At 76.5% G+C, this 25478-nt stretch carries 22 protein-coding genes, 1 pseudogene and 1 riboswitch; of the genes and pseudogenes, 5 read left to right on the top strand and 18 right to left on the bottom strand.

Features of this window, described 5'->3' with window-relative positions:
• Nucleotides 1–100: 100 nt before the first annotated feature.
• The 3 genes from O2W16_RS15760 to O2W16_RS15750 form a co-directional block, all read right to left on the bottom strand.
• On the bottom strand, nt 101–1630 hold the full coding sequence (locus O2W16_RS15760; protein WP_269159760.1) for an alpha/beta hydrolase: 1530 nt from the start codon (nt 1628–1630) through the stop codon (nt 101–103).
• Complete coding sequence (locus O2W16_RS15755) at nt 1627–1962, bottom strand: hypothetical protein (RefSeq protein ID WP_269159759.1); 336 nt, start codon at nt 1960–1962, stop codon at nt 1627–1629. Before O2W16_RS15755 ends, O2W16_RS15760 begins: the two co-directional genes overlap by 4 nt.
• A gap of 118 nt (nt 1963–2080) precedes the next feature.
• Nucleotides 2081–4342, bottom strand: coding sequence for a sodium-translocating pyrophosphatase (locus tag O2W16_RS15750; RefSeq protein ID WP_269159758.1), 2262 nt, complete (start codon nt 4340–4342; stop codon nt 2081–2083).
• Nucleotides 4343–4538: 196 nt separating this feature from the next.
• Between O2W16_RS15750 and O2W16_RS15745 the strand changes: the two genes are divergently transcribed.
• Nucleotides 4539–7058 carry a DEAD/DEAH box helicase gene (locus tag O2W16_RS15745; protein ID WP_269159757.1) on the top strand — a complete coding sequence of 840 codons (2520 nt, stop codon included), beginning with the start codon at nt 4539–4541 and terminating at the stop codon, nt 7056–7058.
• Between the two features lie 30 nt (nt 7059–7088).
• Here O2W16_RS15745 and O2W16_RS21710 read toward each other — a convergent pair.
• The 7 genes and pseudogenes from O2W16_RS21710 to ssd form a co-directional block, all read right to left on the bottom strand.
• A pseudogene (locus O2W16_RS21710) lies at nt 7089–7433 on the bottom strand (Rv3654c family TadE-like protein); the annotation flags it as partial.
• Nucleotides 7430–7816 carry a TadE family type IV pilus minor pilin gene (locus O2W16_RS15740; protein WP_269159756.1) on the bottom strand — a complete coding sequence of 129 codons (387 nt, stop codon included), beginning with the start codon at nt 7814–7816 and terminating at the stop codon, nt 7430–7432. The gene O2W16_RS15740 and the pseudogene O2W16_RS21710, both read right to left, overlap by 4 nt.
• A gap of 6 nt (nt 7817–7822) precedes the next feature.
• Complete coding sequence (locus O2W16_RS15735) at nt 7823–8053, bottom strand: DUF4244 domain-containing protein (RefSeq protein WP_269159755.1); 231 nt, start codon at nt 8051–8053, stop codon at nt 7823–7825.
• Between the two features lie 142 nt (nt 8054–8195).
• Nucleotides 8196–8951: a type II secretion system F family protein gene (locus O2W16_RS15730; RefSeq protein ID WP_269159754.1), complete on the bottom strand. Its 756-nt coding sequence runs from the start codon at nt 8949–8951 to the stop codon at nt 8196–8198.
• Nucleotides 8948–9745, bottom strand: a complete 798-nt coding sequence (locus O2W16_RS15725; RefSeq protein WP_269159753.1) for a type II secretion system F family protein — start codon at nt 9743–9745, stop codon at nt 8948–8950. Before O2W16_RS15725 ends, O2W16_RS15730 begins: the two co-directional genes overlap by 4 nt.
• A complete protein-coding gene (locus tag O2W16_RS15720) occupies nt 9742–10896 on the bottom strand; it encodes a TadA family conjugal transfer-associated ATPase (RefSeq protein WP_269159752.1) in 1155 nt (384 codons plus the stop codon). The genes O2W16_RS15725 and O2W16_RS15720 overlap by 4 nt, the downstream gene beginning before the upstream one ends.
• A complete protein-coding gene (gene ssd / locus O2W16_RS15715; RefSeq protein WP_269159751.1) occupies nt 10893–11987 on the bottom strand; it encodes a septum site-determining protein Ssd in 1095 nt (364 codons plus the stop codon). Before ssd ends, O2W16_RS15720 begins: the two co-directional genes overlap by 4 nt.
• 125 nt (nt 11988–12112) lie before the next feature.
• Here ssd and O2W16_RS15710 point away from each other — a divergent pair, with 125 nt between their 5' ends.
• Nucleotides 12113–12976: an HAD family hydrolase gene (locus tag O2W16_RS15710; RefSeq protein ID WP_269159750.1), complete on the top strand. Its 864-nt coding sequence runs from the start codon at nt 12113–12115 to the stop codon at nt 12974–12976.
• Between the two features lie 26 nt (nt 12977–13002).
• Here O2W16_RS15710 and O2W16_RS15705 read toward each other — a convergent pair whose 3' ends face one another.
• Together O2W16_RS15705 and O2W16_RS15700 are read right to left on the bottom strand one after the other, a co-directional pair.
• Nucleotides 13003–13992, bottom strand: coding sequence for an aldo/keto reductase (locus O2W16_RS15705; protein ID WP_269159749.1), 990 nt, complete (start codon nt 13990–13992; stop codon nt 13003–13005).
• A 51-nt stretch (nt 13993–14043) separates the two neighbouring features.
• Nucleotides 14044–14841, bottom strand: a complete 798-nt coding sequence (locus O2W16_RS15700) for an oxidoreductase (RefSeq protein WP_269159748.1) — start codon at nt 14839–14841, stop codon at nt 14044–14046.
• 76 nt (nt 14842–14917) lie between these two features.
• On the opposite strand from O2W16_RS15700, the gene O2W16_RS15695 reads away from it, so the two are divergent.
• From O2W16_RS15695 to O2W16_RS15685, 3 genes are read left to right on the top strand one after another with little or no spacing between them, the layout of a single operon-like run.
• On the top strand, nt 14918–15481 hold the full coding sequence (locus tag O2W16_RS15695) for a histidine phosphatase family protein (protein ID WP_269159747.1): 564 nt from the start codon (nt 14918–14920) through the stop codon (nt 15479–15481).
• Nucleotides 15478–16041: a bifunctional adenosylcobinamide kinase/adenosylcobinamide-phosphate guanylyltransferase gene (gene cobU / locus O2W16_RS15690; protein WP_269159746.1), complete on the top strand. Its 564-nt coding sequence runs from the start codon at nt 15478–15480 to the stop codon at nt 16039–16041. Before O2W16_RS15695 ends, cobU begins: the two co-directional genes overlap by 4 nt.
• On the top strand, nt 16038–16832 hold the full coding sequence (locus O2W16_RS15685; protein WP_269159745.1) for an adenosylcobinamide-GDP ribazoletransferase: 795 nt from the start codon (nt 16038–16040) through the stop codon (nt 16830–16832). Before cobU ends, O2W16_RS15685 begins: the two co-directional genes overlap by 4 nt.
• A 2-nt stretch (nt 16833–16834) precedes the next feature.
• Here O2W16_RS15685 and O2W16_RS15680 read toward each other — a convergent pair whose 3' ends face one another.
• From O2W16_RS15680 to O2W16_RS15655, 6 genes are all read right to left on the bottom strand, one after another.
• Nucleotides 16835–17119, bottom strand: a complete 285-nt coding sequence (locus O2W16_RS15680) for a MoaD/ThiS family protein (protein WP_269159744.1) — start codon at nt 17117–17119, stop codon at nt 16835–16837.
• A complete protein-coding gene (locus O2W16_RS15675; protein ID WP_269159743.1) occupies nt 17116–18195 on the bottom strand; it encodes a WD40/YVTN/BNR-like repeat-containing protein in 1080 nt (359 codons plus the stop codon). The genes O2W16_RS15680 and O2W16_RS15675 overlap by 4 nt, the downstream gene beginning before the upstream one ends.
• A gap of 134 nt (nt 18196–18329) precedes the next feature.
• Nucleotides 18330–21947, bottom strand: coding sequence for a cobaltochelatase subunit CobN (cobN, locus tag O2W16_RS15670; RefSeq protein WP_269159742.1), 3618 nt, complete (start codon nt 21945–21947; stop codon nt 18330–18332).
• Between the two features lie 51 nt (nt 21948–21998).
• Nucleotides 21999–22080, bottom strand: a riboswitch (cobalamin riboswitch).
• A 27-nt stretch (nt 22081–22107) separates the two neighbouring features.
• On the bottom strand, nt 22108–23457 hold the full coding sequence (locus O2W16_RS15665; RefSeq protein WP_269159741.1) for an MFS transporter: 1350 nt from the start codon (nt 23455–23457) through the stop codon (nt 22108–22110).
• A complete protein-coding gene (locus tag O2W16_RS15660; protein ID WP_269159740.1) occupies nt 23454–24698 on the bottom strand; it encodes an MFS transporter in 1245 nt (414 codons plus the stop codon). The genes O2W16_RS15665 and O2W16_RS15660 overlap by 4 nt, the downstream gene beginning before the upstream one ends.
• Nucleotides 24695–25426 carry a siderophore-interacting protein gene (locus O2W16_RS15655; RefSeq protein WP_269159739.1) on the bottom strand — a complete coding sequence of 244 codons (732 nt, stop codon included), beginning with the start codon at nt 25424–25426 and terminating at the stop codon, nt 24695–24697. Before O2W16_RS15655 ends, O2W16_RS15660 begins: the two co-directional genes overlap by 4 nt.
• Nucleotides 25427–25478: the final 52 nt, after the last annotated feature.

The following is a 25478-nucleotide window of genomic DNA, read 5'->3' as shown; positions in this document are numbered from 1 at the left end:
CCACCACCGGACCGGGAGGCCCAGCGGTGAACCGGGACGCCCCGGCTGGTCCACCTCCAACGGATGACGTCGCTCACTGTTCCCGGCACCGGACCGCAGGTCATCGCGGCGCCCACGGGCCGGCCACGACCGCGCCGACGGCGGCCAGGGTCGGGCGGTCCCGGTCGTAGTACTGGGTGTGCCACTGGGTCGGCTCGGTCGGCAGGGGGACGTCGCCGAACCTCGTGTCGAACGGGCCGGCTCCGTACCAGCCGGACCAGGCGATCGGGTCGGCCGCCGACCAGGCGCCGTAGACCTCCGCCGCCTCCAGCCCCTCCGCCGTCCCCGTGCCCGTGCCGGGGCTGCCCAGCAGGACGACGGCGTCCGTGGCCAGGAGGCCCGGTGCTCGCGCGGCCTCCCCGGTGACGACGGTCCCGTAGCTGTGCGCCAGCACGGTCGTCCGCGGCGCCGGCCCGGCGGCCCGGGCAGCACGACTGGCGGCCAGCCCGTCCAGCGCACGGTCCAGGTCGCGCCCCCCGCGCTGGGAGGCGTGCTCGGAGACCGAGGTGAACCACCGGGGTGTCCGGTAGCCCAGCCAGGCGACCGTGGCCACGGCCAGCCCCGGGGCAGCCACCGCAGCGGCCGCCGCGACGTCCCGGGCGTCACCGACCAGCCCGGCCAGGTCGTCGACGACCGTGGTCTCGACCCCAGGCACCAGGACACCCACGGCGGCAGCGGTGTCCAGGTCGCCGACGGACAGGGCCACCAGGCCGGTCGCCGGGTCGAACTGCAGCAGCTGCGCCACGGAGCCGGCGGCCACCAGCTCGGTCAGGGTGCGCTGCACCACACCGGCGGTGTCGTGGCCGACCGACCCCGGCGGGAGGTGCCGCAGCGCCGCGGCCAGGTTGGCCCGGTTCGCCCGGTCGCGGGCCCAGGCGGGCAGACCGTCCAGGGCCCCGACCGCCCTCGGCTGCCCGTCGATCGCCTGCAGCTGCCCGGCCGCCGTCAGACCGGCCCACCAGGCCGCGGCGCCCCGCGGGCCGGCGGTGGCCGGGACCTGCGGCGCCGGGGCCGGCGGCAACCGGTCCACCAGGTCGGCGAAGCGGTCCGGCACCGGGACGTCGACCGCACCGAGCCGGAGCAGCGGCTCCTCGGCGGCTCGGGCGCACGCTCCCGCCCGAGCTGCCGCGACACGAGCCCCCTCGGCTCTGGCCTCGGCGAGCACCGCGGCGCTCCGGGCGGCCTCCACGTCGGCCAGCTGGTCCGGTGCCATGGCCGGGTGGGGTGGGGCGGGGACCCCGACCGCCCGGCCGGCGCCGTCCAGCGCGAACCCGCCGGCCGCGGCGACCGCGAGGGCCTCGGCGGCCAGCTCCTGCGCCTCGTCCGCCGCGGCGGACAGCCCGGTCAGGTCGGCCAGCGAGGCGGCCAGCGCCCCGCCGACGCCGGAGGTGATCGTGGAGAGCTCGACGAGCGCCGCAGCGGCCGCCGTGCCGGCCGGACCGGACCAGGACCCGGCGGCCCCGAGCTGACGGCCCAGCTCGTCCAGCCGGCTCCGCCAGGGCACCAGCCGGTCGGTCAGCACCCCGAGGGTGACCACCGCTCCCCGCAGCTGCGGGACGTCCCAGCCGGCGACGACTGCCGTCGTCGTCACCGCGGCACCCGGACCCGGCCACCGCCGGCACCGCCGCCGTCGCCACCGAGCTGCCCGGCCAGGCCGACGTCGACGGCCCGGTAGGACTCCAGCGCGGTCGCCAGCGTGGCGGCGACGGCCAGGGTGCGTGCGGCCAGCGTGGTGACCAGGTCGGTCCACGCCGCCCCGGTCGCAGCCGCCGACTCCGCCACCTCCCCCTCCAGCGCGGTCCCCAGCGCCCGCTCCGCCGGGGCGCACAGCCGCGCCTCCTCCCCGAGCTCTGCGCCGAGCGCGGTCAGCTCACCGAGCAGTGCCCCGAGAGCGTCGAGGTGGACGTCGATCAGATCGGACACACGTGCCTCCCGGCGGCGGACCACGGCCCCGGACGGGACCGGCGGGAGGGACGCTAGGGAGCTCGGCGCACCTCCCGGGGTGCGTCGTCCACACCCGGTGCCGCTCTCCACAACCCGGTCAGAACGCCTTCTCGGCGAGCGCCTCGGCCGGGGTGTCGGTCTCGCCGCCCACGACGCTGGACCGCCGCTTGCTGACCACGACGGCCACCACGATCACCAGGGTCGCGCCGATCGCGATCGCCAGCCGAGCCGCGGTGTTGGCGTCCTCACCCACGGACAGCCCGACGACGGCCGGGGCGATCAGCAGCGCGACCAGGTTCATCACCTTCAGCAACGGGTTGATGGCCGGACCGGCGGTGTCCTTGAACGGGTCGCCGACGGTGTCGCCGATGATGGTCGCCTCGTGCGCCGGGCTGCCCTTCCCGCCGTGCGCGCCGTCCTCGACCATCTTCTTGGCGTTGTCCCAGGCGCCGCCGGAGTTGGCCAGGAACACCGCCATGAGGGTGCCGGTGGCGATCGCACCGACCAGGTAGGCGGCCAGCGGGCCGAACCCGAGTCCGAAGCCGACCGCGACCGGCGCCAGGACGGCGAGCAGGCCGGGGGTGGTCAGTTCCCGCAGCGAGTCCCGGGTGCAGATGTCGACCACGCGGCTGTAGTCGGGGCGCTCGCTGTAGTCCATGATCCCGGGGTGCGTGCGGAACTGCTCGCGCACCTCGAACACGACCCGGCCGGCGGCACGGGACACCGCGTTGATCGCCAGCCCGGAGAAGAGGAAGACGACGGCGGCGCCGACGACGGCGCCGACGACGTTGTTCGGGGAGACCAGGGTGAGTGCGTTCCCGAGGCCGGACCCGGCTTCGTCCAGCGCCACGATGAGGCTGGCGTTGTAGGAGCCGAACAGGGCGGTGGCCGCCAGCACGGCGGTGGCGATCGCGATGCCCTTGGTGATCGCCTTGGTGGTGTTGCCGACCGCGTCCAGGTCGGTGAGCACCTGGGCGCCCTCGGCGTCGATGTCCCCGGACATCTCCGCGATGCCCTGCGCGTTGTCGCTCACCGGGCCGAAGGTGTCCATCGAAACGATCACCCCGGCGGTGGTGAGCAGCCCGCAGCCGGCCAGCGCGACCGCGTAGAGCGCCGCGGCGCCGCCGATGAGGAAGGCGCCGTAGACGGCGGTGCCGATGAGCAGGGCCGCGTAGACGGCCGACTCCAGGCCCAGGGAGATGCCGGAGAGGATCACCGTGGCCGGGCCGGTGAGCGAGCTGCGGGTCACGTCACGGACGGGCCGGCGGGAGGTCTCGGTGAAGTAGCCGGTGAGCTGCTGGATCGCGGCGGCCAGCACGATGCCGATGAGCACGGAGAGGAAACCGAGCACCTGCGGGCTGACCGCGATGTCCAGACCGTCGGAGATCGTCGGCAGGATGGTGAACGCCGCCACCGCGACCAGCACCAGGGAGACGGCGGCGGAGAGGAAGAAGCCGCGGTTGATCGGGGCCATCCAGTTCCGGTCGTTGCTGCTGGGGTTGCTCGCCAGGATCCCGACCACGGAGGCGATCACCCCGATCGCAGCCACCACCAGCGGGAACACCATCCCCACAGGCCCGAAGAAGATCTGGCCGAGGATCAGCGCGGCCACCAGCGTCACCGCGTAGGACTCGAAGAGGTCCGCGGCCATGCCGGCGCAGTCGCCGACGTTGTCGCCGACGTTGTCCGCGATCGTCGCGGCGTTGCGCGGGTCGTCCTCCGGGATGCCGGCCTCGACCTTGCCGACGAGGTCGGCGCCGACGTCGGCGGCCTTGGTGAAGATGCCGCCACCGACGCGCATGAACATCGCCAGCAGCGCCCCGCCGAAGCCGAAGCCCTCCAGCACGATCGGGGCGGTCTCCTGGAAGAGCAGCAGGGCCAGCGAGGCCCCGAACAGCCCCAGGCCGACGGTGATCATCCCGCAGACGCCGCCGGTGCGGAACGCGATGCGGAAGGCCGGCCGGTGCCCGCCGGCGGCCGCGGCGGCCGCCACCCGGACGTTGCCGCGGGTGGCCAGGGTCATCCCGATGAACCCGACCGCGGCGGAGAACCCGGCACCGACGAGGAAGAAGGCCGCGCGGCCCAGCCGGGTGCCCAGCCCTCCCTCGGCCACCGGGAGCAGGAGCAGCAACCCGAAGACGATGACGGCGAACACCGCGAGCGTCCGGTACTGCCGTCTCAGGTAGGCCCCGGCGCCCTCCTGGATCGCCTTCGCGATCTCCTGCATCGACGCCGTGCCCTGATCTGCGGCCAGGACCGCACGGACCAGCCAGGCGGCGAAGCCGAGGGCGGAGAGGGAGATGAGGAGCGCGATCGCCACCAGGGCGAGGTGTCCTCCGGACAGGTCGGTGTCGGGCATGTGTTCCTCCGAGGCGAGGCGGGGCGCGCACCGGCCAGCCGCCCCCGGGCTCTCGCTCGGGAGGGCCCGGCGTGGGACGCACTGTGCCGCAGGAGGTGGGCCCGCCGCCAGGGTTTGATGTGATCCCGTTCACACTCAGCATCATTCGGCCCGCCGGCCCGGGCAGCGGCTTGCGCGCCGGTGTGACAGTGGGGTGGTGACGTCCCTGCGCTCCGTCCGGCGATCCGCGGACGTGCCGCCGGAGCCGGTGCCCGACCTGACCGGTGGCTCGCTGCCGGGCACCGAGCTGCTCGAGGCCCTGCTGTCGGGCACGGACGCCGACGACGACCCCGTGACCCACGTCCACCGGCTGCCGGCCCGCCCCAGCCGGCTGGCGGAGTGGCCGGACTGGGTCGGGGCGCCGCTGCGCGACCGGCTGGCCGAGCGCGGGGTGCCGGCGCCGTTCAGCCACCAGGTCGAGGCGGCCGAGCTGGCCCGGGCCGGCAGCCACGTCGTCGTCGCCACCGGGACGGCGTCGGGGAAGTCCCTGGCCTACCAGCTGCCCGCGCTGACCGCGCTCGCCGACGACCCCCGCGCCTGCGTGCTCTACCTCGCCCCCACCAAGGCCCTCGCCCGGGACCAGCTGGCCTCCGTCGCTGCGCTCGCCGACCCCTCGGTGCGGCCGGCGGCCTACGACGGCGACACCCCCATGGAGGAGCGCGAGTGGGTGCGGCGGCACTCGCGCTGGATCGTGACCAACCCCGACATGCTGCACCGGGGGGTGCTCCCGGCCCACCAGAAGTGGTCGAGCACGCTGCGCCGGGTGGCCTACGTGGTCGTGGACGAGTGCCACGCCTATCGAGGCGTGTTCGGCTCGCACGTCGGGCACGTGCTGCGCCGGCTGCGGCGGATCTGCCGCCGCTACGGCGCCGACCCGGTGTTCGTCCTGGCGTCGGCGACCGTGGCGGACCCCGCGCTGGCCGCCGGCCGGCTGGTCGGTGCCCCGGTGACGGCGGTGACCGAGGACGGCTCGCCGCGTCCGGGCGCGACCTTCGCGCTGTGGGAGCCGCCGCTGACCGAGCGGACCGGCGAGCACGGTGCGCCGCTGCGCCGCTCGGCCGCGGCGGACGCCGCCGGGCTGCTGGCCGACCTGGTCGAGCAGAACGCCCGCACGCTGGCGTTCGTGCGCTCCCGCCGCGGCGCGGAGTCCGTCGCCGAGCAGGCGCGCGCGATCCTGCGGTCCCGCGGCCGGGCGGACCTGGTCTCCCGGGTCGACTCCTACCGCGGGGGCTACCTGCCCGAGGAGCGGCGGGAGCTGGAACGGTCCCTGTCGACCGGCGACCTGCTGGGCGTGGCGACCACGAACGCCCTGGAGCTCGGGATCGACATCGCCGGGCTCGATGCCGTCGTGCTCGCCGGCTACCCGGGCACCCTGGCCTCGATGTGGCAGCAGGCCGGGCGAGCCGGGCGGGCCCAGCGCGAGTCGCTCGTCGTGTTCGTCGCCCGGGACGACCCGCTGGACCACTACCTGGCGCACCACCCGCGCGCGGTGTTCGGGCGGCCCGTCGAGGCGACCGTCACCGACCCGGCCAACCCCTACGTCCTGGGGCCGCAGTTGTGCTGCGCCGCCGCCGAGCTGCCCCTGACCCACGCCGACCTGGCCGACTTCGGCGGCGAGGTGGCCGAGGCTCAGGTCGGGGAGCTGGTCGCCGAGGGGCTGCTGCGCACCCGCCCCACCGGCTGGTACTGGGCCGGACGGGGCCGGCCGGACGTGGACATCCGCGGCAGCGGCGCCGCCCCGGTGTCGATCGTCGAGGGCGCGACCGGCCGGCTGCTGGGCACCGTCGACGGCGACGCCTCGCACGCGACCGTGCACACCGGCGCGCTCTACGTGCACCGCGGCGAGACCTACGTGGTCGACGAGCTCGACGTCGAGGACGCCTGCGCCGTGGTGCACCCGGAGAGCCCGGAGTGGACGACGGTGGCCCGCGACACCGTCGACCTGTCGATCGTCTCCACCGACCGCACCCGCCCGCTGGGCGCCGTCACCGCGCACACCGGCGTCGTGGACGTCACCAACCAGGTCGTCGCCTACCAGCGGCGGCGGCTGGGCACCGGCGAGGTGCTCGCCGAGTTCCCGCTGGACCTGCCGCCCCGCCAGCTGCGCACCCGGGCGGTGTGGCTGACGCTGGACGAGCGGGCGATCGACCGCGCCGACGTCGACGACGCCGCCCTCCCCGGCTCGCTGCACGCCGCCGAGCACGCCGCGATCGGGCTGCTGCCGCTGCTGGCCACCTGCGACCGCTGGGACCTCGGCGGGGTCTCCACCGCCCTGCACCCGGACACCGGTGCGGCCACGATCGTGGTCTACGACGGCCACCCGGGTGGCGCCGGCTTCGCCGAGCGCGGGTACGCGGTGCTCCGGGACTGGCTGCAGGCGACCCGGGCGACGGTGGCCAGCTGCGAGTGCGAGTCCGGCTGCCCGTCGTGCGTGCAGTCGCCCAAGTGCGGCAACGGCAACGACCCGCTGGACAAGGCCGGCGCGGTGCGGGTGCTCGACGTCGTCCTCGACGAACTCGCGCACGCCCCGGAGCTGACGGCCGAGGAGACGGAGGTGACCCGGCGGCCGGCGCCGCGGCCCGGCCTCTTCGGCGCCAGCGCCCCGGCCGCGACGGAGGCCGACCCCGCCACCGAGGCCGACGCGGCCGGTGCCGACCCCGACGACCTCGTCTTCTGACCCGGTCCCCGGCGGGGCCGGGCCGGCGCGGGCCCGGGCCGGGGCGTCGAGGACGCCGAGGGGGCCCAGCCGGACCGGGACGTGGAGGTGCAGCTCGACCACGGCACCCGCGCCGACCTGACAGGAGTCGAGCGTCGCGCTGTTCGCCGCGGCGACCTCCTCGGCGACCGCACAGGCCGCCGGGTCGCCCAGCACGGCCCGGCCGGCGGCGGCCAGGGCCGCGAGGTCGGCCGCCGAGGTGGCGCGGTGCCGGGCCACGACGGCGGTGCCGACGAGGAGCGTGGCCGCACCGACCAGGGCGAGCAGTCCCGCCAGCGCGACCGTCCACACGGTCGCGGAACCGCGCTCACCGTCGTCTGGCTGGCGGCCGGTCACGACGAGCCGCCCGCTGCCGGTTCGCGCACGCCCGTCGCCGTCGCCGAGACCTCGACGCGCCAGGGCAGGGGCCCGAGCGGTGCGACCGTCGCCGCGACGGTCACGCGCACCGTCTCCCCCACCTCCAGGTCCGTCGTCGCCCCGTCGGGGGCGGCCTGCGCCGCCAGCTCGTGCACCGCAGCCACCGGCTCACCGCGCGCCGCCGCCCGAGCCCCCTCCCGGGCGGCGTCCACGCAGCGCAGCTGGGCACCGACCACGACGACCGCCGACACGGCAGCGGCCAGCACCAGCAGGAGCACGGGCAGCACCACGGCCGTCTCCGCGGTCACCATCCCGGCCTCCCGGGCCGCACCGGCCCGCCGGCCGCGGCCGGGTGTCGACACGTCGACTCAGGCGAGCGTGGCGAGAGCGGTCTGGACGAGCTCGCCCAGCGCCGCGACCACCGACCCACCGGTCACCACCTGGTAGAGCACGGCGGCGAACGCGCAGGCGGCCACCGTGCCGACGGCGTACTCCGCGGTGCTCATCCCCGCCTCGTCCGCCGCGTGGGCCTCAGCCCACCTCCGGGCCCGTGCGGCCCGCCGGCCGGGTCGCTCCTCGACCTGCGACTGCTGGTCCATGTCCCCTCCTCCGCCGGACCGCCTGCCGGTCCGTCGACCCGAGCCTGCTGCCGGCGGCGCCGCTCGCCGGCCACCGCGGCCAGGTTGTGGAGATCGACCGCGGTTGTGGACACCGACCGGCACCGAGCCCCGAGGTCGTTGCTCAGCCGAAGACGTCGCCGGCGATGCCCAGCACCATCGGGACGACGCCCAGGCACAGGAACGCCGGCAGGAAGCAGAGCCCGAGCGGCGCCAGCACCCAGACCCCCGCCCGCTGCACCGCGGCCTCGGTCCGGCTGCGGCCGGCGCTGCGCAGGTCGGCGGCCAGCCGCTGCAGGGCCGGGACGACGGCCGACCCCGACTCCCCGGCCCGCACCACCGTGCGGGCCAGCGCGTCGACCGGCGGCGGCGCACCGGCCCAGGCCCGGCGAGGGGCGGCGCCCAGCCGGTACAGCGCCCCCACCTCGACCAGCCGGTCGCCGAGCGGCCCCGGGACCGACTCCCCGACGGCCGCGACGGCGGCGCCGACCGGGGTGCCGGCCGCCAGGCAGACGGCAAGCAGGTCGCAGGCCACCGGCAGGTCCCGGGCGAGGGAGTCGGCCTCGGGCGGCGGCGCACCGGACCGCCGCAGCAGCCGGTCCAGCCCGGCGGCCAGGCCCAGTCCGACGAGCGCGGCCGGCAGCCCGGCCCCGAGCACCAGGAAGGCCGCCAGCCCACCCAGGCCCGCCTCCACCCGGCGTCGCACCGTCCCCGGCGGGCCGGTCGTCCGGCGGCTCGGCCAGGACCGGCCGGCCGCCCCGGGAGCGGTCAGCACGGACCGCACCCGATCCCGGCGGCCGGCCCCGGGCGGCGCCCACAGCAGCACCGCACCGGCCAGGACCAGCACCGGCAGCGCAGCGTCCACCCCGCTCCCGCTCACCGTGCCACCGCCCGCCGGACCAGCCGGGCCGACCAGGTCAGCCCGGCCAGTTCCAGGGCCACGCCCAGCACCAGCAGCGCCGTCCCGGCGGCGGTGGTGGTGAGCACCCGCCACGGATCGGCGCCCACCCCGCTGCCCATCAGCAGGCCGAGCAGGGGCAGCCCGGCGAGCACGGTGGCGCTGGCCCGCGGTCCGGCGACCGCCGAGCGCAGCTCCTCCCCGGCCCGCAGCCGGGCCCGCAGGTCGTCCTCGACGGCGGCGACCACGCCGGCCAGTGAGCACCCGGTGCGGGTGCTCAGCCGCACCGCGGCCGCGATCCGCACGAGGGCGTGACTCGACTCGTCGTCGGCCGGCACCGCCGGCGGCGCGGCCAGCCGCAGCACCGGCTCGAGCGCCCGGGCGGTGCCGGGGTCCGGGCAACCGCCGACCGCGGCCTCGGCCGCCTCCCGGAGCGGCCGCCCGGCGCGCACCTCCGCGGCCAGCACGCCGAGGGCCTCCACGAGGGCCCGGGTCCGCCGGTCAGCGGCGGCCGTCCGGCCTCGCATCTGCAGGGCCCGGCCGGCGACGGCACCGCAGACGGCCGCAAGTGCGGCCACGACCGGGGTGGACAGCAGCACCGCCGCTCCCCCGCTCGCCAGCGCGCACGCCCACGGCCCCCCGGGGCCCCCGGCCAGGGCGCGGAGGTCTGGCCGCGCCCTGTTCTGCCCCGGCGCCGTGAGCCGACGTGACCGGGCGGCGGCGCCGGAGGGCCAGGCCAGCAGTGCGGCCCCCAGGAGCAGCAGCACCGGGCTCATCCGGGCACCCGCACCCCGAGCAGGTCGGCCAGTTCCCCGCGCGCCGGGGTGGGCCCGCCGTCGGCCCGCCACCCGGCGGTCACCTCGATCAGCTCCCCCTGTCGCCGGACGATGCCCAGCTCGGCCACGCCCCGCCCCGCCGGGCTGCGCCGCAGGTGCACGACGAGCGCGAGCGCGGCCGCTGCCTGGCTGTGCACCGCGGCCCGGCCCAGGCCGGCCGCACCGCCGAGGGCCTCCAGCCGGGCCGGCAGGTCCGCTGCCCGGTTGACGTGCACGGTGCCGCAGCCGCCGTCGTGGCCGGTGTTCAGCGCGGCGAGCAGGTCGACCACCTCGGCGCCGCGGACCTCCCCGACGACCAGCCGGTCCGGGCGCATCCGCAGGGCCTGCCGCACCAGGTCCCGCAGCGTGACCGCACCGGCGGCCTCGACGTTGGGCGGTCGGGTGAGCAGCCGGACGACGTGCGGGTGCTGCGGGGTCAGCTCCGGTGCGTCCTCGCAGAGCACCAGGCGCTCCCCGGGGTCGACCAGCCCGAGCAGCGCGGAGAGCACCGTCGTCTTCCCGGTGCCCGTGCCGCCGGTGACCAGGAACGCCAGCCGCGCCCGGAGGGCGGCGGCGAGCAGGTCGGCGCTGGCGCCGGGCAGGGCACCCCGGGCGGAGAGGTCGGCGAAGGAGAGCACCGCCCGGCGCAGCACCCGCAGGGACAGGCACGTCCCCGTGCCCGACACTGGCGGCAGGACGGCGTGCAGCCGGGTGCCGTCGGGCAGGCCGGCGTCGACCCACGGCGCGGCGTCGTCGAGCCGGCGGCCGGCAGCGGCGGCCAGCCGCACCGCGAGCCGGCGGACGGCGGCCTCGTCGGGGAACCGCACGTCGACCGGCTCCAGGCCCTCGCCGCGGTCGACCCACACCTCGTCCGGCCCGTTGACCAGCACGTCGGTGACCCCGGGCGTGCGCAGCAGCGGCTCCAGGACGCCGGCCCCGGCGAGTTCGTCGGTGGCGGCCCGGACGGCGTCGAGCACCCCGCGGTCGCCCAGCAGCCCACCGGACTCCTCCCGGACCAGGGCCGCCACGGCCGCCGGGCTGGGGGCGCCGACGCCGGTGGCGAGCCGGGCGCGCACCCGCTCCACCAGCGGTGGCGCCGACCCCGCGGTCACGCCGCCCGCCCGGCCAGCTCGGCGAGGATCAGTCGGCTGAGCCCACCGAGCGGGGACCGGGCGGCCACGGACGGCGGTTCCCCTCGCTCGCTGCGGGGCGCTGCCGACCGGTCGGCGGCGAGCTCGGCGAAGACCGGTCGGCCGACCACGTCGGCCACCTGGGCGCGGGTGAGACCACCGGGGACCGGCCGGCTGACCACGCGCGCCGCCGACCAGGGCCGCGGGTCGCCCTCCAGCAGGGCGCGGGCGGCAGCCCCCGCCCGCAGCCGGGCCGGGACGAGCAGGATGCCGAGGTCGGCCTCGGCGAGCAGCACCTCGGCGGCGGGGCTGCGGACGGGCAGGTCCAGCACGACGCCGCACCCACTGGCCCGGGCACCCGCGCAGACGGCGAGCAGCGCCTCGGCCGGCAGCTCCTGCGGGTCCTCCCGGGAGGCGGACAGCACGGCCACCCCGGCGGCCTCGGGCAGCGCCGCGGCGAGCGCCGGGCCGGCCACCCGTCCGCTCACCCCGACCAGCTCGGGCCAGCGCAGACCGGGCTCCCGTTCGGCTCCGAGCAGCAGGTCCAGCCCGGCACCCCAGCCGTCGCCGTCCACCAGCAGCACCCCGCCGTCGGCGGCACCGCCCGCGGCCACCGCGAGCGCCGTCGCCAGGGTGCTCGCCCCGGCACCACCGCAGGCGCCGCCGACCACGGTCAGCCACCCGGGCCGGGCGGGCGCCTGCACCGCCGCGGCCACCCGCTCCACCAGCCAGGCCTCGTCCCGGGGCAGCACCACCACCCGTTCGGCACCGAGCTCGACGGCCGCGGGCCACACCTCGGGCACGGGTTCACCGGTCGCGACGACCAGCACTCCGGGGCGCCGTGGCAGCGCCCGCACCGGCGCGCTGCCCAGCACCTCGGCGCCGAGGAGCACCAGCGGCGCGTCCCGGTGGGCGCGGCGGAGCGCACCTCCCCCGGTGGCCAGCTCGGCGGTCGCACCGGCGGCGGCGAGCAGCCGGAGCAGGTCGTCGAGCAGGTCGGGGTCGGTGCTCAGGACCAGTGGGTGGGCGGGGACGGGAGGCGCGGAACCGAGGGCGCGCGAGGCAGCAGACACCTGCCCAGCCCAGCGGGCCGGCCGGCCTCGGCCCACCCCCGGCGGGCATCTGTGGACGACCCGTCCGGGTGTGGACGACGGTGTGCTCGACCACCCGGACTGCCGATCCCCTTACCGTGTGCGATGTGACCCGCGCCGCGGCGTTCTTCGACCTGGACAAGACGGTCATCGCGAAGTCCAGCACGCTGGCCTTCGGACGACCGTTCTTCCAGGGTGGGCTGATCAACCGGCGAGCCGTCCTCAAGGGCGCCTACGCGCAGTTCGTCTTCTCCCTGGCCGGCGCGGACGCCGACCAGATGGAGCGGATGCGGAGCCAGATCACCGCGATGACCACGGGGTGGGACGTCGCCGTCGTGCACGAGATCGTCCGGGAGACCCTGCACGGCATCGTCGACCCGCTGGTCTACGCCGAGGCCGCGGACCTGATCGAGGCGCACCAGGCGGCCGGCCGGGAGATCGTGATCGTTTCCAGCAGCGGCGCGGAGATGGTCGAGCCGATCGGCGAGATGCTCGGGGTGGACCGGGTCGTCGCCACCCGGATGGTCACCGTCGACGGGAAGTACACCGGCGAGATCGACTTCTACGCCTACGGCGAGAACAAGGCCGCCGCGATGCGCGAGGTGGCCGCCGAGAAGGGCTGGGACCTGGCCGACTGCTGGGCCTACAGCGACTCGATCACCGACCTGCCGATGCTGGCGGCGGTCGGGCACCCCACCGCCGTCAACCCCGACAAGGGACTGCGCAAGGCCGCCGTCGAGCGCGGCTGGCCGGTGCTGGAGTTCACCCGCCCGGTCACCCTGCGCTCGCGGTTCTCCGGCGCCCGGACGCCGGTGGTGACCAGTGCCGCCGTCGGCGTCGGGGCCGCCATGGCCGGGCTGGCCTGGTACGCCCGGCGGCGCACGCTGCGCGCCCTCCCGGCTGCCGGCAGCGGGCTCGCCACCCCGGTCGTGGTGCCCCCCGCCGGTCGCCGTCGGCGCCGCGGCGCCTGAGCGCCGGCTCAGCCGGCGCCGGCCACTCAGCCGCTGACGCGGCTGCGCACCTCGGCGACCTTCTCGCGCACCTGGTCCAGGACCGTGCGGCCGGTGGAGACCGGCTGGAAGTCCTGTGCCGCGGTGGTCAGCGCCTGCTGCTCCTCGGGCGTCAGCTCCAGCTCGGCGGCCGCCACGTTGGACTCCAGCTGCTCGACGCTGGACGCCCCCGGGATCACCACCACCTGCGGCAGGCCGAGGAGCCAGGCCAGCGCCACCTGGGCCGGCTTCGCCTGGTGCGCGGCGGCCACGTCCCGGAGCAGCTGGAGCAGCGGCTCCGCCCGGCGCAGGTTCTCGGTGCCGAAGAGCGGGTTCATCGCCCGGACGCCCCCGGGGCGGTTCTCGGCCGAGTACTTGCCGCCCAGCAGGCCCTGGGCGAGCGGGCTGTAGGCGATGACCACCCGGTCCTCGCGTTCGGCGAAGGGCACCAGGTCGGCCAGCGGCCCGGCGTGGGCCAGGGAGAACTGCACCTGGTTGCTCACCACCGGGCTGCCGAGCGCGCGGTCGGCCGCCTGCCAGCGGTCCAGCGAGTAGTTGGAGACCCCGACGGCGCCGATCACGCCCTCGTCGAGGAGGACGCGCATGCCCGGCATGATTACCGAGTCCGGCACGAGCGGGTTGGCCTGGTGCACCTGGTAGAGCGGGATCCGGTCGAGCTGCAGCCGGCGGGCGCTCGCGGTCGCGCGGTTGCGGACCACCGCGGGGAAGGGCGCGACGGGGAAGACCTTGCTGGCGACGACCACCTCGGCCCGGTCGGCACCGAGCGCCTCGGCCAGGATCTTCTCGCTGCGGCCGAAGCCGTACACCTCGGCGGTGTCGAAGAGCGTGACCCCGAGCTCCCGGGCCCGCCGGACGATGTCCCGCGCCGCGCCCACGGCGTACTCGTCGCCGTAGCCCCACTCGCGGGACCCGAACTGCCAGGTGCCCAGTCCGACCCGGCTGACCTGTCCCAGACCATCGACCTCGAGGAAGCGCATCCGCCCAGTCTGGTCGCGCTGCCGCGGCGGCGCAGGGCGGCGCCGCCGCGCTCAGCCGCGGAGCAGGCTCTCGCAGATCGCCAGGCCCTCGGTGGCGCCGTGCTCGGTGGCGCGGCAGCAGTGCACGAGCCAGCCGGCCACCCCCGCCGGTCCGCCGGTGCGGTAGCCCGCCAGGGCGGCCTCGTAGGCGTCCCGGCCGAGTTCGGCGAACCCGACCTCGGGCACCGAGACCGCCTTGCGGTCCAGGCCCCGGCTGATGATGACCAGCCGGGCGGCGGCGCGGGCGACCACGCCGTCCTGCACGCCGAAGGGGGCGAGTGCGGCCAGCTCGCCGTGCACCACCCCGGCCACCACGACCGCCGGCACCGTGGTCGCGCCGGTGATGAGCGAGAACAGCCCGCCCAGCCGCGGACCGGCCGAACCGCTGGGGCGGCCCAGGTCGGCCGGCTCGGCGAGGTCGGTGGCGGCGAGGACGTGCAGCCGGGCGAGCACCTGCCCGGGCGCCCGCTCCCAGGTCTCCACCATCGAGCCGAGGCCCACCGAGACCCGCAGCGCACCCTGCACGACCGGGTCGGTGACCTCACCGGCGCGCAGGTCCGCCAGTGGCCGGTCCACGCCCTCCAGGGCAGCGGACGCCCGGGCACCGCGCAGCGCCGACTCCGTGCTCACCCCGGCGGACTCGCGGCGGAGCACCTTGTGGCCGAGCAGCCGGTCCACCGCGGCGCGCGCGTCCTCGGCCGCCGCGGCGACGCCGGGCAGCTCCAGCAGCGGGGCGAGCGGGTCGGGGCCGGTCGGGCGAGCGGCGGGCCGGGGGGCGGGGCCGGCGCCGGGGCGGAGCGGGATCGTCACGACCGCGACGGTACGAGCCCGGGGCCGCAGGGCCCACGCCGCCCCGCCCCTCCCGGCGCATACGCTCCGACCCACCATGGCCGCTCCCCTGACCCTGCTCCTCGTCCGCCACGGTCAGAGCGAGTGGAACGCCGCCGGCCTGATGCAGGGACAGACCGCCCACGTGCCGCTGACCGAGCTCGGCCACCAACAGGCCGCGCAGGCCGCCGCCGAGCTCGCCGTGCTCACCCGGGACGGCGGTGGCCCCGGCGCCCTCGTCTCCAGCGACCTGCACCGCGCCGTGCAGACCGCCGAGCACTGCGCCGCCGCCACGGGGCTGCCGCTCACCACCACCCCGGCGCTGCGCGAACAGGGCTACGGGGTGCTCGAGGGGCGGCCCTCCCGCGAGCTGTGGGACGTCGTCGACTGGACCGACCCGCACTGGTCGGCCGAGGGCGGGGAGAGCCTCGCCCAGCTGCACGCCCGGGTCGCCGGCTACCTCGACCAACTGCGTGCGGCCCCGCCGGCCCCGGTCGTCGCCCTGGTCACCCACGGGGACACCATCCGGGCCCTCCAGGCGGTGGTGGCCGGTCTCGGCCCGGACCGGATGCCGGCGGTCACCCCGCACAACGGCACGGTCACGGAGCTGGTGCTGACGTGAGCAGGGTGCTGGTCCTCGGCGGCTCCCGCTCGGGCAAGTCGGCGCACGCCGAGCAGCTGCTGGCGGACCGGGCGGAGGTCACCTACCTGGCGACCTCCGTCGTCGACGAGGCCGACGCCGAGTGGTCGGCCCGGGTCGCCGCCCACCGCGCCCGCCGCCCGGCCGGGTGGACGACGGTGGAGACCACGGCGCCCTCGGAGCTGCTGCGCTCGGGCGCGGTGCTGGTCGACAGCGTCACCACCTGGGTGGCCGCGCTGATGGACCAGACCGGCATCTGGGACGCCGTCGACGCGACCGGTGCCCATGCCGCCGGCTCTCCCACGGACGCCGCCGCGGCCCGGGACCGGCTCGCCCGGCGCTGCGACGCACTGGTCGACAGCTGGGTGATGACGCCGGCGCACGTGGTGGCGGTCAGCGACGAGGTCGGGCTCGGCGTCGTGCCGGAGACCCGGGCCGGCCGGCTGTTCCGGGACACCCTGGGCACGGTGAACCAGCGGCTGGCCGCGACCGCCGACGAGGTGTGGTTCGTGGTCGCCGGGCTCCCCCAGCGGTTGCGATGAGCTCCCCGGACCAGTCGGCGACCCGCCGCCCCTGGACCGGGCCGGCGGAGTCGTTCGCCCTGCTGACCAGCCTGCGGGTGCCGGCCGCGACCTCGGCCCAGGGAGTGCTGCCCTGGGCGCCGCTGGTCGGCCTGGTGCTCGGCGGCGTGGCGACGGTTGTCGCCTGGGCCGGCGGCCGAGCGGTGAGCCCGCTGGTCGGCGGGGTGCTGGGCGTCGCCGTCCTGGCCGCGCTGACCCGCGGGCTGCACCTGGACGGGCTGGCCGACACCGCCGACGGGTTGGGTCCGCTGCGTGGCCGGGAGAAGGCGCTGGCGGTGATGCGCGCCGGGGACGTCGGCCCCTTCGGCGTCGTCACGCTGGTCCTGACCCTGCTGCTGCAGGTCGGCTGCCTGGCGCACCTGCTCACGCTGGACGGCGGCTGGCTCGCCCTGCCGGCGGCGACCGTCGCCGCCCGGGTGGCGATGGCGCGCACCGGCCTGCCGGGGGTGCCGATCGCGCAGGGGTCGTCGCTGGGCCAGGCGGTGGCCGGCACCGTCTCGCGGGGCTGGCTGGCCGGTGCGGCGCTGGTCACGGCCGCGCTCGCCGCCGCAGGTGCAGTGCTCGTCGCCCAGGACGGCCTGGTCGCCGCCCTCGGGGTGGTCGCCGCCGTCGCCGCCGGGCTGGGGTCGTCGGAGGCCCTGTTCTCCCGGGCCCGCACCCGGCTGGGCGGGGTGAACGGCGACGTCATGGGCGCCATGGGCGAGGTGACGGCGGCGGTCGTCCTGCTGGCCGCCGCCGTCCTGCTCGGCTGAGGTCAGCCACCGGCGACGGACTGCACGACCATCACCTCGGCCCCCGCCGGCACGGGGGTGACCAGTCCGGCCAGCCTCCGGACCTCCTCCCCGTCGACGTAGACGTTGACGTGCCGGCGCAGGGCACCGGTCTCGTCCCGCACCCGGCGGTCGAACACCGGGTGCTCGGCGGCGAGGGCGTCCAGCAGCGCGCGGACGGTCCCGTCCTCGGGCAGGTCCAGCGACATCGACGTCCGGCCGCCGGTGCAGTCGGCCAGCAACCGCGGCAGCACCACCCGGACGGTCACGGCAGCACCGCAGCCCGCACGCACAGCACGTCGGGCAGGTGCGAGGCGACGGTGCGGAACGACTCCCCCTCGTCCGCGCTGGCGTACACCTCGCCCCTGCGGGTCCCGACGTAGACGCCCACCGGGTCCCCGGCGTCGACCGCGGCGGCGTCCCGCAACACGGCGTTGTACTCGTGGGTGGGCAGCCCGGTGGCCAGCCGGCGCCAGGTCGCACCGGCGTCGTCGCTGCGGTGCACGGCCAGCTCGCCGCCCGGCGGGATCCGTTCGCCGTCGGCGACCAGCGGGACGACCCAGATCCGTCCGCCGCGGCGCGGGTCGGCGAGCATCGCGAACCCGAAGTCCGACGGCAGCCCATCGGCGATCGACGTCCACGAGTCGCCGTCGTCGTCGGACCGGTACACGCCGTGGTGGTTCTGCGCGTACAGCCGCCGCGGGTCGGCGGCGTCCCGGGCGATCTTGTGCACGCACTGCCCGAACTCCGGCGCCGGCCCGGGCAGGAAGTACGCCGAGATGCCGGAGTTGCGCGGCTGCCACGAGGCCCCGCCGTCCCGCGTCCGGTAGACGCCGCCGGTGCTCATCGCCACGTGCACCGTGCCCTCGGGCCCGGGGACGACGGAGTGCGCCGCCGCGCCGCCGTAGCCGGCCCCCCACTCGCTGCGGTGCGGGTGGTCCCAGAGCCCGCGGCACAGCGCGAAGGACTCCCCGCCGTCGTCCGAACGCCACACCGAGATCGGTTCGCACCCGGCCCAGACCACCCCGGACCGGTCGGCGGAGTCCGGCTGCAGCTGCCAGATCCGCTCGACGGCGGCACCGGTGTCGTCCGGGAAGCCGATCGCGCCGCCGGCCGGTTCGTCCCAGGTCTGGCCCAGGTCGTCGGAGTGCAGGACGGTGGGCCCGAAGTGCTCCGACCGCACCCCGACCATCAGCCGGCGGCGCCGGTCGCGGGTGTCGATGCCGATGCTCGGCACCTCGGTCATCAGGAAGTGCGGTGCGGACAGCGACCAGTCGCGCCGGTCCTCACTCGTCGCGAGCCAGAGCCCCTTGCGCGTGCCGATCGCCAGCAGAGTCGTCGCCATGCAGCAGAGGACTCCGCGACCCGGCGGAACTCATCGGAGTCGGGCCGCCGGGTGGTACCTCGGGGAGCTGGTGCTCTGCTCACTGGGGGTGAGCAGAGCACAAGCCTCCTGGCTCCCCACCTGCCGGCCGGCGCTCAGACCGGCTGCTGCGCCGGGGTCTCGCCGCCCTCGAGGTCGCCCTCGGTGTCCAGGTAGGCCTGCTGCAGCTCGGCCAGCAGCGCCGGGTCCGGCTCGGCCCACATCTTCCGGTCGACCGCCTCCAGCAGCCGCTCGGCGATGCCGTGCAGCGCCCAGGGGTTGGACTTCTCCATGAACTCCCGGTTCTCCGGGTCCAGCACGTAGCTCTGCGCGAGCTTCTCGTACATCCAGTCGGCGACGACGCCGGTGGTGGCGTCGTAGCCGAACAGGTAGTCCACCGTCGCGGCCATCTCGAAGGCGCCCTTGTAGCCGTGCCGGCGCATCGCAGCCAGCCACTTGGGGTTGACCACCCGGGCGCGGAACACCCGCGAGGTCTCCTCCACCAGCGAGCGGGTGCGCACGTGCTCGGGTCGGGTCGAGTCGCCGATGTAGGCCTTCGGCGACGAACCGGTCAGCGCGCGCACCGTGGCGACCATGCCGCCGTGGTACTGGAAGTAGTCGTCGGAGTCGGCGATGTCGTGCTCGCGGGTGTCGATGTTCTTGGCCGCCACCGCGATCCGCCGGTAGGAGGTCTCCATGTCCGCCCGGGCCGCGACGCCGTCCAGGTCGCGGCCGTAGGCGTAGCCGCCCCACACCGCGTAGACCTCGGCCAGGTCGGCGTCGGTGCGCCAGTCCCGGCTGTCGATCAGCGACAGCAGCCCGGCCCCGTAGGCGCCGGGCTTGGAGCCGAACACCCGGGTGGTGGCGCGCCGGCGGTCGCCGTGCTCGGCGACGTCGGCGTCCACGTGCGCCTTCACGTAGTTCTGCTCCGGTGCCTCCTCCAGCCCCGCGGCCAGGGTGACGGCGTCGTCGAGCATGGTCACCACGTGCGGGAAGGCGTCCCGGAAGAACCCGGAGATGCGCACCGTGACGTCGATCCGCGGCCGGCCCAGCTCCCCCAGCGGGATCGGCTCCAGCGTCGTCACCCGGCGGGACGCCTCGTCCCAGACCGGCCGGACCCCGAGCAGCGCGAGCACCTGGGCGACGTCGTCGCCGGACGTGCGCATCGCCGAGGTGCCCCACACCGAGAGCCCGACCGAGCGCGGGTGCTCCCCGGTCTCGGAGACGTACCGCTCGACCAGGGACTCGGCCAGGCCCTGCCCGGTCTCCCAGGCCAGCCGGGAGGGCACCGCGCGCGGGTCGACGGAGTAGAAGTTGCGCCCGGTCGGCAGCACGTTGACCAGCCCGCGCAGCGGCGAGCCCGACGGCCCGGCGGGCACGTACCCGCCGTCCAGGGCGTGCAGGGCCATGTCGATCTCGTCGGTGGTCTTCGCCAGCCGCGGCACGACCTCGGCGACCGCGAAGTGCAGCACCCGGCTGACCTCGGCGTGCGGCCCGCCCAGCACCTCGGCGACGGTCGGCTCGACGGCGTCGGCGGTCCAGCCGGCCGCCTCCATGGCGGTGACCAGGGCCAGCGCCCGGGCCTCGACCTCGTCGGTCTCGTGCAGCCCCGCCGAGCCGTCCTCCACCAGGCCGAGCGCCTCGCGCAGGCCGGGCATGGCCACCGAGCCGCCCCAGATCTGCCGGGCCCGCAGGATCGCCAGCACCAGCCCCACCCGCGCGTCGCCCTCCGGCGGGGAGCCGAAGACGTGCAGCCCGTCACGGATCTGGCTGTCCTTGATGGCGCACAGCCACCCGTCGACGTGCAGGATCATCTCGTCGAACTCGGCGTCGTGTGGCCGGTCGTCCAGGCCGAGGTCGTGGTCGAGCTTGGCGGCCTGGATCAGCGTCCAGATCTGCTGCCGGACGGCGGGCAGCTTGGGCGGGTCCATCGCGGCGATGTTGGCGTGCTCGTCGAGCAGCTGCTCCAGCCGGGCGATGTCGCCGTAGGTCTCGGCGCGGGCCATCGGCGGCACCATGTGGTCGACCAGCACCGCGTGCGCCCGGCGCTTGGCCTGCGAGCCCTCACCGGGGTCGTTGACCAGGAACGGGTAGACCATCGGCAGGTCGCCCAGCGCGGCGTCCGGGGCGCAGGACGCCGACAGCCCGACGGTCTTGCCGGGCATCCACTCCAGGTTGCCGTGCTTGCCCACGTGCACGACCGCGTGCGCACCGAAGGACGAGCGCAGCCAGTGGTAGGCGGCCAGGTAGTGGTGGGACGGCGGCAGGTCCGGGTCGTGGTAGATCGCGATCGGGTTCTCCCCGAACCCGCGCGGCGGCTGGACCATCACCACGACGTTGCCGGCACGCAGCGCCGCGAACACGATGCAGTCGTCGGTCGGGTCCACGAACAGCTCGCCGGGCGGCGGCCCCCAGTGCTCCACCATCCGGTCGGTCAGCTCGGCGGGCAGGGTGTCGAAGAACCGGCGGTACTCCGCGGCGGGGATGCGGACCGGGTTGCCGGACAGCTGCTCGGCGGTCAGCCAGTCCGGGTCCTGCCCGCCGGCCTCGATCAGCGCGTGCACCAGCCGGTCGCCGTCCAGGTCGGCGACGCCGGGCAACGAGCCCTCGCCGTCGAACGGGCCGATGTCGTAGCCCTGCCCGGCCATCGCCGCCAGCAGGCGCACCACCGAGGCGGGGGTGTCCAGGCCGACCGCGTTGCCGATCCGGGCGTGCTTCGTCGGGTACGCCGACAGCATCACCACGATCTTGCGGTCCGCCGGGGCGGTGTGCCGCAGCCGGGCGTGCGCGACGGCGGTGCCGGCCACCCGGGCAGCCCGCTCCGGGTCGGGCACGTAGGAGGTCAGGCCGTCGGAGTCGACCTCCTTGAAGGAGAACGGCACGCTGATGATCCGGCCGTCGAACTCCGGGATCGCGACCTGGTTGCCCACGTCCAGCGGGGAGAGCCCGTCGTCGTTGGCCGCCCACGTCGCCCGCGGGGTGCCGAGCACCAGACCCTGGATCACCGGGACGTCGAGGCGGGCCAGCTCGCCGACGTCCCATGCGCCGTCGTCCCCACCGGCGGAGGCGGTGGCGGGCTTGGAGCCGCCGGCCGCCAGGACCGTGACGACCATGGCGTCGACCGTGCGCAGCACGTCGAGCATCTCCGGCTCCACCGACCGCAGCGACGCGGTGTAGACCGGCACCGGCACCCCGCCGGCGGTCTCGATCGCCTCGCACAGCGTGTGCACGAACGCGGTGTTCCCGGCCAGGTGGTGCGCCCGGTAGTAGAGGACGGCGACCCGCGGACCGGTGGCGCTGGTCGGGCGGTCGAGCAGGCCCCAGTCCGGTGCGACGGCCGGGGCGTCGAAGCCCTCGCCGTCCAGCAGCACCGTGTCGGCCAGGAAGCGGTGCAGTTGCACCACGTTGTCCGGACCGCCCTGCGCCAGGTAGGCGTGCGCCTCGGTGGCCACGCCCATCGGGACGGTGGAGAGCTCCATCAGCTCGGCGTCGGGCAACTGCTCGCCACCCAGCACGACCACCGGGACGCCCAGGCGCAACAGGGGCGCGACCATGTCCTCGTACTTCCGGCGGGACCCGAGGATGCGGACCACGACGAGATCGGTACCGGCGGCGAACTCGGCGAGGTCGCCGGCGCGGTAGGGGTTGCCCAGCCGCCACGACGAGTCGCTGGCTCGGGCCGACAGCAGGTCGGTGTCGGAGGTGGAGAGCAGGGTGAAGGTGCGTGAGCTCACGGCGGTGCCTCCCTCGGGGTCCGCGCCCCGGGTCGTCGAGCACGGCAGCCGGAGTGTCTGGCTCGCCTCTGCATCTGCGACGACGCCGAGGCTCACAGTGGCGGGACCGCGCCGGGTTCGCACCGGCTTCCTCGCGCACTGCCGTGATGTGCGGCTGACGCTACCGGGCGGCGGGCTCCCGGGACCCGGGGAGCACCGGTTCGGTCACCGAGGGAGGGGGCGCGGTCACCGGCACGTCGACGTCCTCGCCGTCCGGCAGGTCGTCGAGCTCCCGGAGCGGGCGCATCGCCAGCGCCGACAGCCCGGCGAGGACGACGGCGCCGACGAACACGGCAAAGGCCGTGCGCAGCCCGGTGGTGTCGACCAGCACACCGGCCGCGACGTGTCCGACCGGTCCCGCGGCGTAGGCGCCGGAGGCGACGATCCCCAGCACCCGTCCACGCAGGTGCGGCGGCACGCGACGCTGGAACGCCAGGTTGACCAGCGGGTTGATCGGGCCGAAGAGCAGCCCGGCGAGCGCACCGCAGCCGAGCAGGACCGGGTAGGGCGGCAGCGCCACGAACGGGACGAGCGCCAGGGACGCCCCCACGGTGGCGACCCGGAGCACGACGCTGCGGGGCAGCAGGTGGCCCAGCGCGCCCTGCAGCAGGCTGCCGAGCACCCAGCCGCCGCTCATCACCAGCAGCAGGAGACCGAGCCGGCCGGGGGCGCCCTGCTGCTCGAACAGCACCGGCAGCAGCACCGCCGAGATCGGCAGGTAGGTCGCCGAGACGAGGACGGCGACCGCGGCGGAGCACAGAACGAGCCGGTCCCGGCGGAGCACCGCGATCCCCTCGGCGGTGTCGGTGAGGACCCGCCGGACCGCGCTGCCGGAGGTCTCCTCCCGGGGATCCGGCCGCCCGCCGCCGGGGACCCGGACGACGGCGACGACGACGGCCGACAGCAGGAAGGCGCCGGTCGTGGCCCACAGCGCCGGGACCGCGCCGACGAGCCCGATCAGCACGCCACCGATCGCCGGCCCGATGAAGAACGCCGACCCCCACACCGCCTCGTGGACGCCGTTGACCCGGGAGAGCGGGAGCCGGGCGGCCGCAGCGGCCTCCGGGAGCATCGCCTCGCGGGCGGTCACCCCCGCCGGGTCGAGCAGTGCCCCGAGGGCGGCGAGCGCGACGACCGCACCCAGCCCCAGCCCGCCGGTGGCCAGCTCCAGCAGCGGGATGGCGGCGACCGCCGCCGCGGAGACGACGTCGGAGACCACCGACACCCGGCGCCGGCCGACCCGGTCGACGACGACGCCCGCGAGCACCGCGGTGAGCACCAGCGGCAGCGCCGTCCCGGCGGCGACCAGGCCGGCACCGGCCGCGCCGCCGCCGCGCTCGAGGACCAGCCACGGCAGGACGACCACGGTCACCCCGTTGGCCGTGCCGGAGAGCAGCGTCGCCGCCTCGACCGCGAGCAGCGGCAGCCGCCGGGGCGGGACGGCAGGCCGCTCGTTGGGGGCGGTGGTCACCGGAGCGGTGCGGCTCGCAGCCACCGCACGCCCAGGGCGACCCCGAGCAGGGTCACCCCGCACCACACGGCCGCCGAGGCGACGTACCCGACGAGCGCCGCCGTGGCGAGCGCGGCGGAGGCGGTGAGGAACGAGGCGAGCAGCGGGACCGTGGTGAGCGTGGTGAAGTCGGTGCCCGCCGTGGCCGGGCGGGAGAGGTCCATGCTCACCGTGTAGACCACGACGTTGAGCGCGGTGTAGGCGACGAGGAAGCCGCTGAGCGCCACCACCGTGCCGACCAGCGGCGCCGAGCCGAGGAGCAGCGGGACCAGCCCGGCCGTGGAGACCGCCAGTGCGGCGCCGCCGCCGACGAGCACCGCGGCCCGGCCCCAGCGGCGGACCAGCCACCCCGCGAGCGGGCCGGCCAGCGCCGCGGGCACGCTGATGACGACGCCGGTGACCACGCCGATGCGGGTGAGCGACCACCCGGCGTCCACCAGCGCCGCGCTGGGCAGGGCGTACACCCCGGCCGCGCCCCCGTAGACCAGCGGCACGACGCCCAGCGCCCACACCGGCACGCCGGGGCGGCGGAACACGCCGATCAGCGCACCCCAGGCGGCGTTGCCCGGCGGCCGGGGGTCGCGGGCGGGCTCACGGAACCGGAGCACCACCGCGAGCGCGACCAGGGTGAGGGCCGCCAGCAGCAGCACCGCCGCGGTCCACCCCGCGCGGTCGTACACCAGGACGCAGAGACCACCGCCGAGCACGGTGCCCAGGTAGCTGGCGCCCACCTGCACGCCGTTGCCCAGGCCGCGGTCCTGCGGGCGCAGCAGCCGCACGGCGAGGGCGTCGGCCGCCACGTCCTGGGTCGCCGACAGCAGCACGTAGACGGCGCAGACGACGACGAGCGGGCCGAGCGAGGCGGCCGGGTCCTCGAACGGCAGGAGCCCGAGGAGCGCGAGGACCATGCCGGTCTGCAGGGCCAGCAACCAGGAGCGGTGGTGCCCGAGCCGCCGGGACCCGTATCGGTCCAGCAGTGGCGCCCAGAGCAGCTTGAGCGGCCAGGCGAGGCCGAGCAGCGAGATGAGCGAGAGGTCGGCGAGGGAGACGCCGTCGGCCCGCAGGATCGCGACCAGGCCGACGGTCAGGAAGCCGATGCCGACGTACTGGGTGACCCACAGGGTGCTGAGCAGCACCCACGGCGAACGGCCCGGACCCACCGGGGCCGTCTCGGCGACGGTGGGCGTGGACGGGGCGGTCACGTCGTGCGCCAGTAGGCGAGCGAGGACACGCGGTCCTTGCCGACCCCGAGCTCGCGGCGCAGGTGCCGGGTCAGCGCCCGGGTGGCGGCGGCCTCGCACGCCACCCAGAACCAGTCCTGCGCCGGGTCGGCTGCCGCGTCCGCGGCCCAGGCACCCGTCACGGCGGCCTGCAGCGCCTGCCCGGGGGCGGCGCCGTCGCGGTCGACCCACACCACCTCGTGCCCGCCCCGGGCGCGCACGGGGAGGTCGCGGTCGGCCGGGTGCCCGGCCTCCAGCCAGACCCGCGCGGGCGTCGTCGGGTGGGCGTCCAACAGCGAGTTCACCGCCGGCAGGGACGCCGGGTCACCGACGAGGTGCACCACCCGGGTCGCCGGGGGCGGCTGGGCCTCGCGGGTGCCCTGCACCGTCGCCTCGATGGTGCTGCCCGGCTGTACGGCCTGGGACCAGTGCGCGGCCGGACCGTCGTGCAGGACGAACTCGAGGTCGAAGGTGCCCGACGCCGGGTCCGGGTCGACGAGCGTGTAGGCCCGCTGGTGGGGGCGCCCGTCGTGGGAGAACCACAGCCGGACCCACATCGCCGGGTGCGGCGGGCATTCGGCGAGCAGCCCACCGTCGGAGACCCGGACCCGCTGGTACTGCTCGCCGACCTGCTCGCTCCCGCGCACGGTGAGGACGAAGTCCTTGCCGCGCATGGCCTTGAGGACCACGCCCTCCCAGCCGTGCTGCATCGCTCGTCCCTCTCGCCGTCACCGGTCAGGACCCCTGCGCACCGGGTCCCAG

Origin of the sequence: Modestobacter sp. VKM Ac-2984 (assembly GCF_026967985.1) — a bacterium.
Taxonomy (GTDB): Bacteria; Actinomycetota; Actinomycetes; order Mycobacteriales; family Geodermatophilaceae; genus Modestobacter.
Note: the sequence above shows the minus strand (reverse complement) of the source record. Positions and strands in the feature narration are given on the sequence as shown.